Source organism: Rhodospirillum rubrum ATCC 11170 (assembly GCF_000013085.1).
Classification (GTDB): Bacteria; Pseudomonadota; Alphaproteobacteria; order Rhodospirillales; family Rhodospirillaceae; genus Rhodospirillum; species Rhodospirillum rubrum.
In genome coordinates, this window is the sequence record NC_007643.1 from 2428154 (window position 1) to 2443433 (window position 15280).

Sequence of the window (15280 nt, forward strand, 5' to 3'; positions counted from 1 at the left end):
GGCGGATGGATCCAAACCCTTTCAATCCTATCAATAATCCTTCTTCCAGAACACACCGGCCTCGCTGGCCCCGGTGGCCCCAACCTTGCTTTCCAGATTGATCGACGGGGTCAGCTCCACCTGAACCTCGATGGCGCTGTCTTGCAGTCCCAGGCCCTGCTCGACGCCAATATAGACATTCTCGCGCAGATACGTCCCGGCTTCCAGTGTCGTCCCGCCCGTCGCCCCCTCGCCGAGCTTGAGCACGTCGAGCCCGGTCATCGCCCGCAGCGACTGGATCACCCCGCCGCCCCCGCCGACACCGGCCAATTGGCTGGCCGCCTCGGCCAGTTGGATGGCTTCGAAAGCCGACAATTCGCCCGAGGTCTTGCCAAACAAAATCTGCGAAATCACCTCGTCCTTGGGCAGGGCCGGTTCGGAAGAAAAGCCGATTTGCGGGTCCGAGGCGGTGCCGCTGACCGAAACCAGCGCCACCACCTCGCCCGTATCATTGGCCGCGACCACATCAAGCAGCGGATCGATCGGCATGCCGCCATCAAACCGCACCTCGCCCTTGCGCAGGGAGAAGGTGCGGCCAAGCACATCGGCCTGCCCGCGCAACGTGGTGATGGTTCCCACCACCTTGGGCGCCGCCGCCGTTCCGCCCACGTTCAGCTTGCCTTCCCATTCGGAATCGACGCCCCGGCCGCGCACATAAACCCGGCGCGGCAAGCTGACCGTGATATCAAGCAGCACCGGGATCGGCGTTTGCGCGGCCATTCGCAGGGCCTCGCGATCGGCCACCGCCTGGGTGGCGCTGGTCGCCTGACCCTTGCCGCCGATCTCCACCACATCAAGCTCGGCAATGCTGGGACCGCCGCCGCCGACCAGACGGATTTCCACCGGGCCGGTGGTGACGGTGCCGCTCACGGTCATTTGATCGGCCGCCAGCACCATGGCCAGATCGGCCGAGATCTCGGCGACGGCATCGTCGCGGCGCACCACCACCGCCTGGGTGATATCAAGATCGATGCGCCCGATCGGCCGGGTCAAATCGACCAGTAAAACCCGCCCCTTCAGGCTGACCCGGCCCTTGCCGCCATCGCGGGCGTCCAGATCGATGGTAACGGTGCGCCCGCCATCGGCCCGCAGCGCCAGGGCGATCTCGCGCAGCACGGTGCCGGTCGACAAATTCTCATAGGCGCCGTTCTTCAGGGAAACCCCGCCGCTGACGATCGGCGCATCGATCGACCCCGTCACCAGGATATCGATCACCGTGGCGCCACTCAGACGATGGTCGATCAGCGGGGTGAAATCCATCAGGGCCCGCACATCGCCACGCCAATCGGCCCGCGCCGTCAAAGGCTTGGTGCGGTCGATCGCCAGTCCGGCGCCGCGCGGCAGGCTGGCGGTGGCGCGCAGCGGCTGACCGGCGAACCCGGCCACGCTCAGCGTGCCATCCAGGCTGCGCGCGCCCAGCGTCGCATCCAGGCGGACCTCCAGGGCGCGGTCGGGGACGGCCTTGGTTTTCAGCCGCGACAGCGTGATCGCCGCCTCGCCGGTTGGGCGGCTTGCCGATCCGCTTAAAGACACCCGGCCATCGAGCCGGCCCTCAAGCCCCAAATCGGGTGCCACCAGATCGGCCAAGGCAAGGGGGATCGCCCGGGCGTCAAGCGTGGCCTTCACCGCCCCGCCGCGCCGCGACCCGCTCGCCTGCAGCTCGCCGCCGGCAAGGCTCAGCCGCAGGCGATCAAGGATCATATCCTCGCCGGCCATCGTCAGGGTGGCCGGGGCCAGCAGGCTCAGGCGGCGATCGCGCAAGCTGGCGTCCAGGGTCGTCAGCCGCAGCTTCGTCGTCCCCTCGGTGATGGCAAGGCGGGCGACGAGACGGGCGCTCAAGGGATCGCGCGGGCCGCTGACGGGGGGCGTCTTGGTCAGTTTGGCCGGCGGCGCCTGGGCGGATCTGGCGGGCGGGGCCTTGGCCGAAACGGCGCGCGCCATCGACCCATCAAGGGCCAAGGTCAGCGCCAGATCGCTCAAAGCCCCCTCGGCCTTCACGCTCAGCCGGTTCCAGGCGACGCCGCCCGCCGCTCCGCCGCTCGCCCCGGCCTCGGCTTTGAGCGTCGGCTTGCCCAGGGCATCGGCCAGTTTCATGTCCAGGGTCAGGCGGCCGACGGCCAGGGAGTCCAAGGTGGCTTGCGGGGCGCGCAGGCTGACAACCGCCCCCTGGCGCCCGCCCGCCCGATCCAAGGTGGCCTTGGCGGTGAGCGAACCGGTCATCGGTGGCGCCCCCACGGCCTTCAACACGGCCAGCGAGGGGACGGCCAGGGTCAGCGCGCCTTCGCTCAGCTTTGTTTCCAGATCAACCGCAAGATCGCCGCCAAGCCGCGCCGATCCCAGGGCCAGCTCGGCCTGCCACAGCTCCAGGGCGGCGAAATCGTTTTTCAGGGCGAAGGGCAGCGACAGCGTCACCGGTTGGCCACCAAGCTTGGCCGATCCTTCGAGCACCCCGGCCGGCTCGCTCCCCAGGCCGCCCATGGCCAGGGTCAGATCAAGCGCCCGGGCCTCGATCCCCGCCCCGGCCAGCCGATCGGCCCGCAGCGACAGCGACAGCGCCGCATCGGCCAAGGGCCCCGAGGCGGTGATCTCCAGGGAGGGCGATCCGCTGAAGCCGGGAAGAACCGCGCCAAGGTCGGAGAGCGAGGCGCCAAGACTGGCATCCAGGGTGCCGTCCGTCGCCAGACCGCCCTGCCCCGTCAGCGTCGCCCCCGGCGCGTCAAGGGCGAGCGAGTCAAGGGTGATGGCGCCGTCCTCGCCCAGGCTCAACCCGGCGATCAACCCCGGGGCGGGGCCGAAGACCCGGTCGGCGGGGCCCCCGCCGAACGCCAGATCCTTGCCGCGCGCCTCCAGGCGCAGGCGACCGCGCCGCGGCTCAAGCGAGACCTCCTCGGCCAGCAGATGGGCGTCAAGCCGCCCGGCCAGCGGTCGGCCCAGCGCGTCGCCGAGCGGCGCCAGATCGGGCAAGGTCAGGGTCAGATCGGCGGCAGGAACCAGCAAACCACCGCCTTGCGCGCCATCAAGATCCAGATCGGCGGTTCCCCCCAGCCCGACCGCCGCCCCCGACAGCACGAGATCCGACAGGGTCAGCCGGCTTTCTTCGGCATCGAACAGGCCCTTGATCGCCAGGGACGGCGAAGGCCCCAGGGCGGCGGCCAGGGCCGGACCACCGGCGGTCAGGGATAGATCTTCGCCGCCGACGGTGATCGACAGGGCGGTTTTGGCCCCCTCGGGCTGGGCGGTGGCGGTGAGGGCCAGGGTTTTCGCCGTGACGGCGCCGGGCAGGTCCAGGGCGTTGATCGTCGCCTCGGCCCGAGCGGTCGGAGCCTCCAGGCTGCCGCCGGCCCGAAGGCTCACCCGCGCCGTGCCAAGCCCAAGGTCGGGAACGAGGCCGCCCAAGGCGCCGGCACCGTGCAGAGCGCCATCAAGGACGAGATCAAGGGCGCCCTCCTTGCCCACAGCGCCCTGGGCCGTAAGGGTCCAGCCCGGCCCGCTGGCGCCAAGGTGATCAAGGGCCTTGCCGCCGTTCCCATCATCGCGGGCGCGCAGGCTTACCGTCGCCTCGGGGGCGAGGGCGGCCCTCAGCCGGGGCGGCGCCTTGGCCAAAGGCCGAAAGCGAAGATCGGCGCCGGCGGCCAGGGCGCCCGTTTCGTCGCGCGCCAGGGTCAGCGGGCCCTCGACGGCCAGCAGATCCTCGGCCCGCAGGGTGATCCGCCCCCGCCAGTCGGCCAAAGGCCCCTGCCCTTTCAGATCGAGGGCCAGCGCCGTCCGCTCCTCAAGGCCAAGCAGCCGGGCAACGATCCCGCCTTCGGGTTCATGGGCGGCCAGATCGACGCTCAAGGCCAGCGGCGCGCCGCCGGCCTCGGCGACCAGCCCGAGATGGGCCGGCTTGCCATCGGTGCGATCAAGCGTCAGCCACACCCCGGAGATCGCCGCGCCCGCAGGCTCCAGCCGCCCGGTCAGGGCCAAGCGCACCGCCTCGCCGACCAGCGCCTCGCCCAGCGACAGATCGGGAACGGCCAACTCGCCGATGCGCAGCCGGGCGAGCAGGCGGTAATCAAAGCCCTCAGCGTCCGGGTCTTCGGGAGAGGACGGCAAGGCGGGGGGGCGGGCGATCGCCAACCCCTCGGTCCGCAGGGCCTCGACCGACAGGCGGCCGCCAAGCAGGGCCAGGGGCGACCACAGCACCTCGGCCCGCCCCAGGGTCAACCACACCCCTTGCGGATCGCTCAGCGCCACGTCGCGCAAGATGATCTGGCCGGGCAAGGCGCCTTCCAGGGCGCCGATGCGCAGGCCAAGACCATCGGGCGCGCTGACCGCGCTTTCGATCGTCTCTTTCAGCCACGAACGGCCGCCATCGGTCTGACCAAGGGCGAGCAGCCCGCCAACGATCACCACCAGCAGGGCAAGCAGCCCGGAAACACCCCAGGCCAGCCCACGGGCCAGCTGCGCGCCCGGTGCCTGGGAGGGCGGAGGAAGAGGATCGGTTGTCGCCATGTCAGAACGCCTGCCCGAGACTGATATAAACCTGGAAGCTGTCGTCCGATCCGCGCGGATTGAGCGGCATGGCGACATCGGCGCGCAGCGGCCCGAACGAGGTGTGGTAGCGCACCCCCAAACCGGCGCCCCAGCGGATATCCTCGCTGAAGCTCGGCCAGGATTCGGTGGTTACCAGACCGCCATCGAGAAAGGGCACGATGCCGATGGTCTCGGTGATCTTGATGCGGGCCTCGACGCCGATTTCGGCGGCCGAGCGGCCGCCGGTCGGATCGTCGTCGCCATTGAGCGGACCGATCAGGTTATGGCCATAGCCGCGCACCGATCCGCCGCCACCGGCGAACAGGCGGTGATTGGGCGGCACATTGGTGAGATCGGCCCCGGTCAGGCTGGCCAGCCGGGCCCGCCCGGCCAGCACAAGGCGGTTCTCGATCGCCGGGTAATAGGCCGAACCGGTGGTTTCAAGCACGAGAAAGGTCGTGCCGGCGCCATCGACCTGTCCGGCGAAAGGAGTGGCGGCCAGGGCGAGGCGGGTGCCGGTGGTGGGATCGAGCAGATCGTCGGTCCCATCGCGGATGGCCGACAGCGGCACGCCGGCCAGCATATGGCGGCGGCGCGCGTCGGAGGGATCGGCCTCCCAGACCAACTGGCCGTATTCAAAGGCCAACCCGCCGCTGAGGCGCCAGTGCTCCCAAACCTCGCGTTCCAGGCCCATGCCGAGTTCGCCGACCTCGCCGCTATAGGCCTCGCCATCCTCGCGCGAAACGCTGGCGTTCATGGTCAAGGTCTGGCGGGGATCGAGGAAATAGGGTTTGCGAAAGGTGAGGTCGAGGGATTGCTCTTTTTGGGCGGCGACGACATCGGCGCGGAACTTCTCGCCCGCCCCCAGCAGATTGCGGTGTTCCCAGCGCAGCGTCGCCCCCGCCCCCGTATCGGTGGCATAGCTGACGCCGGCGGAAATGGTGCGGTGCGCCCCCTCGCTGACCGTTAAATCGATGGGAATGCGGCCATCGGCGCCAACCTCGGCCGCCGGCGTCAGGTGCACGGTGGCAAACAGCCGGCTGTCGGACAGGCGCTTGCGCAGAGCGCGCAGTTGGTCCTCGTCATAGGCCTCACCCTCGCGCCAGGGCACCATCTTGCGCACGAAGGACTCTTTCACCCGATCAAGGCCGCTGACCCGCAAGGCGCCGAAATCGGCGACGGGCCCGGGCTCGACCACATAGGTCACCTCCATGGTCCGGCCGGCGTGATCGACCACCACCACCTTGTCGACCACCTTGGCCAGCGGCCGGGCGGATTTGCGCAAGTCCTCGCTCAGCCGCTTCTCGCCGGCCAGCACGTCATCGGCGCGCGCCGTCTGCCCCAGCTTCAGCCCGACGGCGTCGGCCCCCTGGGGCAGGCCGTCGACATCGCTTGCCCCCCGGTAGTCCATGGCGACCTTGGCGACCTGATAAACCGGGCCGGGATCGGCGCGAACCTCGACCATGGCCGGCCCGGGCGCGGAGTCGCGGACATCGGCGCTCAAGTCCGCATCGTAATAGCCGCGCGAGCGCAGGGCCTTATGGAAGCGATCGAGATCGGATTGGATGCGGCGCTCCAAACCCATGCGGGTAAAGGGCGGATCGCCTTCCAGGGCGGCCAGTTGGGAAACCTCGCGTAGCCAGGGGGTCAGGTCCTCGGGATCATTGGCGACGGTGATGGTGACCCGATAGGGAAACCCCGCCCCCGACCCGGGGCGATTGACGGCGGCCTTTTCGGCCTCGCTCGTGCCGGGTTCAGGATCACCGGCGGCAAGGCCCGAGCGGGCGAGCAGGGCGACAAAGGCGGCCGCCACCAGGGCGCGTGTCGCCGGGCGCGCCTTTATCATACTGCGATAAATCCCCTTGCCCGCAGGCCCCATCGGCTATCCCCCTCGACAAAAGATGGAACCCGTTTGACCGAAACGCAACGTTCCACAGGCGGGAGGGATGCCGGCAGCGGGGCGATTGGTCGCAAAAAAATCCAGAGGATACGGGGGTTAAGCGCTCAATCGAGCAGGGCGCCAAACGAGAACATCTCGCCCGGGGTCGCCATAAGGTCGTAAGCCAGCTTGCCGCAGACCAGCAGAACCATCACCGCCAGCAGGGCGCGCAGTTGCTCGCCGCGCAGTCGGGCCCCGGCCTTGGCCCCGGCCTGGGCGCCAAAAACCGCCCCGGCCAGCAGCAGCAGGGCCAGCACGACATCCACCGTTTGATTGACCGCCGCCTGGAGGATGGCGGTGGAGGCGGCGACGAAAATGATCTGGAACAGGCTGGTTCCCACCACGACCTGGGTCGGCATGCCCAGCAGATAAATCATCGCCGGCACCATGACGAAGCCGCCGCCCACGCCCATGATCGCCGCCAGGATGCCAACCAGAAAGCCGATGGTCAGCGGCAGAATGGCGCTGATGTAAAGCTTGGAGCGCCGAAAGCGCATCTTGAGCGGCAGGCCATGCATCCAAGTGTGGCGCCCGGGCCCACGGGCGACGGGCACGCCGGGCGAGCGCCGCCGGCGGATCAGCACGGTGGCGCTTTCCACGAACATCAAGCCGCCGACCGCGCCCAGGAAAATCACATAGCTTAGCGAAATCGCCAGATCGATCTGGCCCAGGCGGTGCAACAGGGCGAACAGCCAGACGCCGACCACCGATCCGGCCAGACCGCCGATCAGCAGCACGAAGCCCATCTTGAAGTCGACATTGCCGCGCCGCATGTGGGCGAGGACGCCGGCGACCGAGGTGGCGACGATCTGATTGGCCTGGGTGCCGACGGCGACGGCGGGGGGAACACCATAGAGGATCAAAAGCGGCGTCAGCAGGAAGCCGCCGCCAACCCCGAACAGCCCCGATAGGAACCCAACGACCCCCCCCATGCCAAGGATGAGCAGAACGTTGACGGACATCTCGGCGATCGGCAGGTAAATCTGCATAAGCGGGCTTTCCGGGACGGGTTCGCGCGTGGCGACCTTGCGGGGGGCTGATCTCGATAAGACCCCGACGCCGCCCCGGTTGCAAGCCCCGGACCGGCCCCAAGCCTCAGCGCCCGGCGCTTCCGCCCGTTCCGCCCGATTTATAGGCGGAATGCTTGCGATAGATGGTCGAGGGCGAGACATCAAGAAGCCGCGCCGCCCGCGTCACATTGTTGTCCGACAACCGCAAGGCGGCGTCGATGGCCATGGCTTCCAGTTCGGCCAAGGGGCGGGCGAGGATCTCATCAAGCGACAGCGTTCCCCCGCCAACAACGGCCCCGGTGGCGCTTTGCGGGTCGACGGGCAGGCTGACCACGGCTTCGACGCAGTCAAGCGGCGGTGGCAACATGGTCGGCTCGACCGTCACCCCGTCATTGAGCACGACGATATTGCGCACGACGTTTTCAAGCTGGCGGACATTGCCCGGCCAGCGATAGGCCATGATCCGCCCCAGGGCATCGGCCGAGAACTCCTGGAAGCGCTTGCCTTCGAGCTTGGAGAAATCGGCGAGAAACCGCCGGGCCAGCAAGATGATGTCATCGCCGCGCGCCGAAAGCGGCGGCAGGTGGATGGGCACCACATAAAGCCGGTAATACAGATCCTCGCGGAAGCGCCCGGCCTTGACCTCGACCAGCGGATCGCGATTGGTGGCGCAGACGAAGCGGATATTGACCTGACGATCGGCGCCGTCGCCCACCTTGCGATAGGTGCCGGTCTGGATGAAGCGCAGCAGCTTCACCTGAAGATCGAGGTCCATCTCGCACAGTTCATCAAGGAACAGGGTTCCGCCATCGGCCCGGCTGGCCGCGCCCTCGCGGTCGTTGATCGCCCCGGTGAAGGCGCCCTTGCGATGGCCGAAGATCTCGCTTTCCATCAATTCGCGGGGAATGGCGCCGCAGTTGATGGCGACGAAGGGGCCGTTGCGACGGTCCGACAGATTATGGATGGCGTTGGCGCAGAGTTCCTTGCCCGTCCCGGTCTCGCCGGTGATGAACACGCTGGCGGTGCTGCTGGCCGCCGCCGCCTCGATCAAGCTAAAGACGTTGGACATGGCCGGTGAGGAGCCCAGAAAACCCGAGGGGCCGCGTTTGGCCCGGGTCGGATCGGCGGCCGGCGCCCGGCCTTCGGCGGTGGGCGTGCGCCGCTCCAAAGCCTCTTCAACGGCGGTGCGCAGTTTGTCGGCGCCGCAGGGCTTGACCAGGAAATCGATCGCCCCCTCGCGCATCGCCTCGACGGCGCGGCGCACCGATCCCGACCCGGTCAGCACGACAGTCGGCGGCATCGCCGCCGGACCGCCCAGCTTGCGCAGGATTTCCAGGCCGTCCATATCAGGCAAACCGAGATCGAGCACCACCAGATCGAAGGCGCTGGCATCGGCGACCAGATAGTCGAGGGCCTGCCCTCCCGTCCCGGCCAAGGTGACGGTCATCCCCGACGCCCTCAGATAGGTGGCGTAAAGTTCGGCGTTGGAGGGCGAATCCTCCACCATCAAGATACGGTGCATGGACGCCAAAGACCCTTCGATCCCTTACCGTGACCCCCTAATCATGGGTTGCGTCCACCATAGCCGTCGCCCGAAGCCACGTCTATCGTCGCCTCGCGCCAAGGGAGATCTTAGGAGTCGTTTCAGGGATGGACGGGTGATAGGCCGCCTGCGGGCAAGGGAGTTCCGCGGCCGGGCCCTTTTCGGTCGAGGGCTGTAGGCCTTTGGTATATAGATACCACCTTGCCCGAACCGACGAACCCTGCCTTTTTCTTCAACCTTACCGGGAAATTCCCGAGATCGAAAAATAGCGGGCGCGGCGGAAGGCCTTGTCCAGACGCTTCTGCCGACGCTCAAAGCGGGATTCGAGAAAGCGGATGATCAAAGCGACCAGAAAGACAACCGAAAAAAGTTCAATCATCACACGTCCCCAAAAGCCTTGGGCTTTCGCTTCTTGGTTTACCGGGCATCCATAAAGGAAAACGCAGGGTTGGTCGATAACCCGGCGCCGGTGGACAGTATGAAGAGGAAAAGGCGAATTCAAGGCGAAGGCCGTGAAAAAGCGCCTTTTTCGACGGGATTGGGAAACACGGTTGGGTGGAAATTGATAAAACCACAGTCAACCGGGGACTTAGCGCCGGCTCCGCCTAATGCCCGACCCGATCCCACAGGGCGATCGCCTCGTCGATCGTCGCCTCGCGCAGGGGTTGGCGTGGCGCGGCCCCCGACTCGGCCAGGAGAATAGGCAACAAAAGGTCTATAAGTCCATCCGTTCCGCTATGGACCATGCCCCTTGGCGCCTCCAGAACCCCGGCCAGAACCTCGTCGGGACGGCATACGGGTTCAACACAGCAATCCGCCGGCCCCAGCACGGCCATCCAGGCTTGGCGATCGCGGGTGGCAAACAGCGCCTCAAGCTCGGCGATCAGCGCCGTCTGCGGCAAAGGCTCGCTCTGGCGGGCGACCAGATCGGGCCGGTCAAGGGCGGCGCAGAAGGCGGCCCAGAACTTGGGTTCGATCGGAGCGACGGCGAGATGGCCGCCATCGGCCGTGCCATAGATCTTGTAATAGGCCGCGCCGCCATTGAGCAGATCGTGGCCGCGGGCGGTCGGCGCCCCCCGGGCCGCCAGGGCCAACCCCATGGCGTTGAGGGCGCGGGCGCTTTCATAAAGCGACAGGTCGTAATGACCGCCGCGCCCGCTGCGCAACCGCCGCAGCAAGCCAGCGAGCATGGCGACCACCGCCATCATCGCCCCGGCGTGATCGGCCAGCGGCGGAAAGGGCGCCACCGGCTGATCGGCCGTGCCGCTCATCGCCAAGGCGCCGCTCAGCGCCAGATAGGTCATGTCGTGACCGGCGCGATCGCGCCAGGGACCGGTCTGGCCGAAGCCCGAAACCATGACATGGACCAACGCCCGGTTCAGTCCGTCCAGGGCCGCCTCGCCAAAGCCCAGCCGCTCCATCACCCCGGGCCGAAAGCTTTCGACCAGGCCATGGGAGCGCCCGATCAGGGTGGCGAGGCCGGCCTTGCCCTCGGCGCTTTTCAGATCGAGGGTCACCACCGTCTTGTTGCGATTGAGCACCTTGTAGAGCGGGCTGACGCCATCGGGATCGAGCGGACCGAAAAGCCGCATGGGGTCGCCGCCGGGCGGTTCGATCTTGATGACCTCGGCGCCAAGGTCGGAGAGCAGCAGGCAGGCGAAGGGACCGGGTATATATTGCCCCATGTCGATCACCCGCATGTCCTTGAGGACGTCCCCCAGCATGATCGTCTCCCCCGTCAGATAAGGGTCCTATCCCAGCAGCAGCTTGTCGTCGTCGATCTCTTCGCCGCGCTGGCGCGAGAATTCGGCCAGCAGCTTTTCCACCGTCATCCCTGCCCGTTCCGGCCCCTGGATATCAAGCACTACCCGCCCCTCGTGCAGCATCACCGTGCGATCACCATGGGTGAGCGCCTGCTTCATCGAATGGGTGACCATCAGCGTCGTTAGCTTCTGTTCGCGCACAAGATCCTCGGTCAACCGCAAGATCAGATCGGCGGTGCGCGGATCAAGGGCGGCGGTGTGCTCGTCCAGCAGCAGGATGCGCAAAGGCGCCATGGTCGCCATCAGCAGGCTGACCGCCTGACGCTGCCCCCCCGACAACAACCCCATGCGATCGCCAAGCCGGTCTTCAAGGCCCAATCCCAGGCGCGACAGCCGTTCGCGCAACAGGGCGCGTTCGCCCCGGGCCAGGGCCGGGCGCAGGCCACGCAAACCGCCCCGCCGCAAGGCCAGAGCCATGTTCTCCTCGACGGTCAGCCGCTCGCAGGTGCCGCCCAAGGGATCTTGGAAGACGCGGGCGACCAGACCGGCGCGACGCCAGACCGGCAGGCGGGTCACGTTCTCGCTGCCGATCATGATCCGCCCACTCGACAGGCTGATCTCGCCCGACAGCGCGTTCAAGAAGGTGCTTTTGCCCGCGCCATTGGAGCCGATCACCGTCACCCACTGGCCTTCGGGGATATCCAGGGTAAGGCCGCGCAGGGCGGGATTTTCCAGGGGCGTTCCGGCGTTGAACACCACATGCAGATTATCGGCGATGATCATGGCCGCGCTCCTCCGCCACCATTGCCGTCGCCAAGACCAAGCACCCGGCGGAAGTTGCGGCGCAACGAGGCGCGCGACCCGGGCAGCACCATGGCCACCGCCACCAGCACGGCGGTGATTAAATTGAGATCCTGGGCCTGCAGCCCGATGGAATCGGCGTTCAAGGCCAGGGCCACGGCCAGACGATACATGATGGCGCCGATGACGCAGGCGATCGAGGCCAGCAGCACCGTGCGCGTCGGCATCACCGCCTCGCCGCCGATCACCGAGGCCAGACCGACGACGATCACCCCGACGCCCATGGTCACGTCCGCCCCGCCCTGGGATTGGGCGAACAGCGCCCCGGCCAGGGCGACCAGACCATTGCTCATCGCCATGCCAAGCACGATGGCGCCAGCCGTCGACACCCCTTGCGCTCCGGCCATGCGGGCATTGGCCCCGGTGGCGCGCATGGCCAGACCGGCGCGCGAGGCCATGAACAGGTTGAAGGCGATCAGGGCGAGGACGATGACCACCAGCAGAACGGCCGGAATCATCCAGGACCGGGACGGCATGCCCGGCGCCTCGACAAGCGAGAAGACCGTCGGCTCCATCAGCAAGGCGACATTGGGCCGCCCCATGATCCGCAGATTGACCGAATAAAGGGCGATCATCGTCAGGATCGAGGCCAGCAAATGCAAGATCCGCAGCTTGACATTAAGAAGAGCGGTGACCGCCCCGGCCATCGCCCCGGCGACGATGGCGATCGCCGTGGCCAGGAAGGGGTCCCAGCCCGAAACGATCAAAGTGGCCGAAACGGCGCCGCCCAAGGGGAAACTGCCGTCCACCGTCAGGTCCGGGAAGTCGAGGATGCGGAAAGAAAGGAAAACGCCCAGCGCGACAAGACCGAAAATCAGTCCGGACTCGACGGCGCCGAGAAAGGCGATAAGACTCACCGGGGGACTCTCCCAAGGACCAGAGGGGCCGCTTTTGCCAAAAGGAACGGCGACCCGCCCGGATCAAACGGCGGTACGGGGGATCATGGCCGGTAAAGACCGCGATCCACCGTCACGGATGGTGAAGCGGCGTGATTACTCGATAATTTTGGCCGCGTCGGCGATCATGTCGGGCGGCAGGGTCAGGCCCATGCGCTCGGCCATCGCCGGATTGACGTAAAGGTCGGTTTTTTGGATCGTCTCGACGGGCATGGTGCGCGGATCAGCGCCGGCCAGCACCCGGGCGACCATGCGGCCGGTCTGCAGGCCAAGATCGTGGTAGTCAAAGCCGGTCGCCGCCACGGCGCCCCGGGCGACCGAGGCCGTATCGCCGGCGAAAACCGGCAGCTTGTTGTCGATGCCGACCTTGACCACGGCCTCGAGGGCGGAAATCACCGTATTGTCGGTCGGAACATAGATGGCGTCGACCTTGCCCACCAGATTGCGGGCGGCGCCCAGCACGTCGCTCGACCGCGGCGCCGTCGACTCGACGATGGTGAAGCCCTGGGCGGGGGCGACCGTCTTCAGGGTCTCGACCAGGGCCACCGAATTGGCCTCGCCGGCATTATAAAGCACGCCGACGGTTTTGGACTGCGGCAGGGCCCGGCGGATCATCGCCAGATGGAGCGGCAAGGGCAGCATGTCGCTGCTGCCGGTGACCGGCACGCCGGGATTTTCCAGCGAGCGCACCAGCCGCGCCCCGACCGGATCGGTCACCGCCGAGAAGATGACCGGAATGCCATTGGCCGAGGCGACGGCGGTCTGCGCCGAGGGCGTGGCGATGGCGACGATCACATCGGGTTGTAAACCAACGAACTTCTTGGCGATCTGCGCCGCCGTCCCCACCGATCCTTGCGCGGACTCGAAGGTCCAGGTCAGGTTTTCGCCAACCTTCCAGCCGGCTTCGGCCAGGGCTTCGCGAACCCCCTCGCGGGCGGCGTCAAGGGCGGGATGCTCAACGATCTGGGTCACGGCGACATGCTTGACATCCGCCGCACCGGCCTGGGAAACGGGAGCCAAGCCCAGAGCAAGAGCACAGGCGGCGGCGATAACGGAAAGCGGACGCATGGAGTTCTCCATAGTGCGCGACGGAGCGGAGCGGTACGGTGCCCGAGGTGGCCCTCGCCGGTCAAGCGTGCTAGATCAAACGGCGCTCATTGAGCACCCTTTAGCGCCAAGACTTTGAACGAGAGTCAATAAATTAGAGCGGTACCCCCCGCGGAAAAGCCGCCATCGGCCGTTCCGCTTGCCGCTTTAGCCATATCACCTCCTTTTGTCGATGGATTTCCCCAAGAATGACCGCCGCCCCGCGTAAGTCCCGTAAGCGCCCCTCCTCCTCGCCCCTCGAGGCCATCGTCCATGCCCTGGGGGATCGCGGCGATGGTCTGGCCCGTCCGGCAAGCGGCGGCGAGCGCTTGTTCTATGTCGCCGGGGCCCTGCCCGGCGAGCGGGTTCGCCTGCGCCCCCAGGGCCGCAAGGGCGACGGCGAGATCGCCGAGCTGGAGGCCGTGATCGAGGCCAGCGCCGAGCGCGTCGATCCCCCCTGCCCCCATGCCGCGCTCTGTGGCGGCTGCGATCTTCAGCACCTCGACCCGCCCGCCCTGGCGGACTGGAAGCGCGACAAGGTGGTGCGCGCCCTGGCCCATCGCGGGCTGGGCACGGTCACCGTCGACCAGACGCTCAGCCTGCCCGCTGGCACCCGGCGCCGGCTGTCGGTGGGCCTGCGCGGCCGCGCCCGTCACGGAGTCTGCGGCTTCTTCGCCCGCGAAAGCCACCGGCTGATCGACACCCCCCACTGTTTGCTGCCCACCCCGCCGCTGGCGGCGCTGATGGAGCACCTGCGCCGCGCCCTGCCCGGTTTTCTGGCCCCGGCGGCCGAGGGCACGGCCCTGATGACCGAAACCGAGACCGGCATCGACCTGCGCCTTGATCTGCCGACCGCGCCCGAACTGACCGGGCGCGAGGCCCTGGCCGCCCTGGCCGAGGACGCCGATCTCGCCCGGCTGACCCTGACCATCGCCGGTGGATCGGAAGAACCCGTCGCCCTGCGCCGCGCCCCCAAGCTGACTTTGGGCGGAACGCCGGTTCTGCCGCCGCCCGGTCCCTTCCTTCAGCCCAGCGTTGACGGAGAGCGGGCCCTGACCGATCTGGTGCTTGCCGCCTTCGAGGACTTGCCCGCCGGCGCGGTGATCGCTGATCTGTTCTGTGGCCTGGGAACCTTCGCCCTGCCGCTGGCCGCCCGGGGCTTCAAGCTGCGCGGCTGGGATATCGAAAGCTCGGCCATCGGCGCGCTTGGCGCCACCGCCCCGGCCCGGGCCGGCAAGGTCCAGGCCACCACCCGCGACCTCTTCCGCCGACCGCTGGTCGCCGAGGAATTGGCGGGATGGTCGGGGGTCGTTCTCGATCCGCCGCGCGCCGGAGCCAAGGCCCAGGTCGAAGCCCTGGCGGCGGCCGGTCCGGGCCCGCTTGGCGCCCCGGTGCGGCCGAGCATTCTGGGGATCGTCGGCGGAGCGCCGGCGGCGGCGGCGACCGGCCCCTCGGTCATCGTCCTGGTGTCGTGCGCCCCGGCCAGCTTCGCCCGCGACGCCCGCGCCCTGGTCGATGGTGGCTATCGCATCGACTGGGTGCGCCCGGTCGACCAGTTCACCTGGTCCCACCACGTCGAGGTCGTCGCCCGCTTCAGCCGGGGCTGACCGCGCGACGCCGGCCTCCCG

The 15280-nt window shown here is 67.9% G+C and carries 10 protein-coding genes; 1 reads left to right on the top strand and 9 read right to left on the bottom strand.

Going from position 1 to position 15280, the window contains the following annotated elements; all coding sequences use genetic code 11:
- Positions 1-30: 30 nt before the first annotated feature.
- The 9 genes from RRU_RS10875 to RRU_RS10915 all read right to left on the bottom strand — a co-directional run bounded on the left by RRU_RS10875 (position 31) and on the right by RRU_RS10915 (position 13634).
- Positions 31-4533: a translocation/assembly module TamB domain-containing protein gene (locus RRU_RS10875; protein ID WP_011389851.1), complete on the bottom strand. Its 4503-nt coding sequence runs from the start codon at positions 4531-4533 to the stop codon at positions 31-33.
- A gap of 1 nt (position 4534) precedes the next feature.
- Positions 4535-6400 (bottom strand): autotransporter assembly complex protein TamA, encoded by a 1866-nt coding sequence (locus RRU_RS10880; RefSeq protein ID WP_014626303.1) that lies wholly within the window; start codon positions 6398-6400, stop codon positions 4535-4537.
- 158 nt (positions 6401-6558) lie between these two features.
- Positions 6559-7482: a sulfite exporter TauE/SafE family protein gene (locus RRU_RS10885; protein WP_011389853.1), complete on the bottom strand. Its 924-nt coding sequence runs from the start codon at positions 7480-7482 to the stop codon at positions 6559-6561.
- Between the two features lie 106 nt (positions 7483-7588).
- On the bottom strand, positions 7589-9025 hold the full coding sequence (locus RRU_RS10890) for a sigma-54-dependent transcriptional regulator (protein ID WP_011389854.1): 1437 nt from the start codon (positions 9023-9025) through the stop codon (positions 7589-7591).
- A 259-nt stretch (positions 9026-9284) separates the two neighbouring features.
- Positions 9285-9425, bottom strand: coding sequence for a hypothetical protein (locus tag RRU_RS10895; RefSeq protein ID WP_014626306.1), 141 nt, complete (start codon positions 9423-9425; stop codon positions 9285-9287).
- A 226-nt stretch (positions 9426-9651) separates the two neighbouring features.
- Complete coding sequence (locus RRU_RS10900) at positions 9652-10770, bottom strand: CaiB/BaiF CoA transferase family protein (protein ID WP_011389856.1); 1119 nt, start codon at positions 10768-10770, stop codon at positions 9652-9654.
- Positions 10771-10797: 27 nt separating this feature from the next.
- A complete protein-coding gene (locus RRU_RS10905; RefSeq protein ID WP_011389857.1) occupies positions 10798-11592 on the bottom strand; it encodes an ABC transporter ATP-binding protein in 795 nt (264 codons plus the stop codon).
- Positions 11589-12527, bottom strand: coding sequence for an ABC transporter permease (locus RRU_RS10910; RefSeq protein ID WP_011389858.1), 939 nt, complete (start codon positions 12525-12527; stop codon positions 11589-11591). Before RRU_RS10910 ends, RRU_RS10905 begins: the two co-directional genes overlap by 4 nt.
- Before the next feature lie 135 nt (positions 12528-12662).
- The gene (locus RRU_RS10915; protein WP_011389859.1) at positions 12663-13634 is read right to left on the bottom strand and encodes an ABC transporter substrate-binding protein; all 972 of its coding nucleotides are present in this window, start codon (positions 13632-13634) and stop codon (positions 12663-12665) included.
- Between the two features lie 227 nt (positions 13635-13861).
- Here RRU_RS10915 and RRU_RS10920 point away from each other — a divergent pair, with 227 nt between their 5' ends.
- Positions 13862-15259 (top strand): class I SAM-dependent RNA methyltransferase, encoded by a 1398-nt coding sequence (locus tag RRU_RS10920; protein ID WP_011389860.1) that lies wholly within the window; start codon positions 13862-13864, stop codon positions 15257-15259.
- Positions 15260-15280 lie beyond the last annotated feature (21 nt).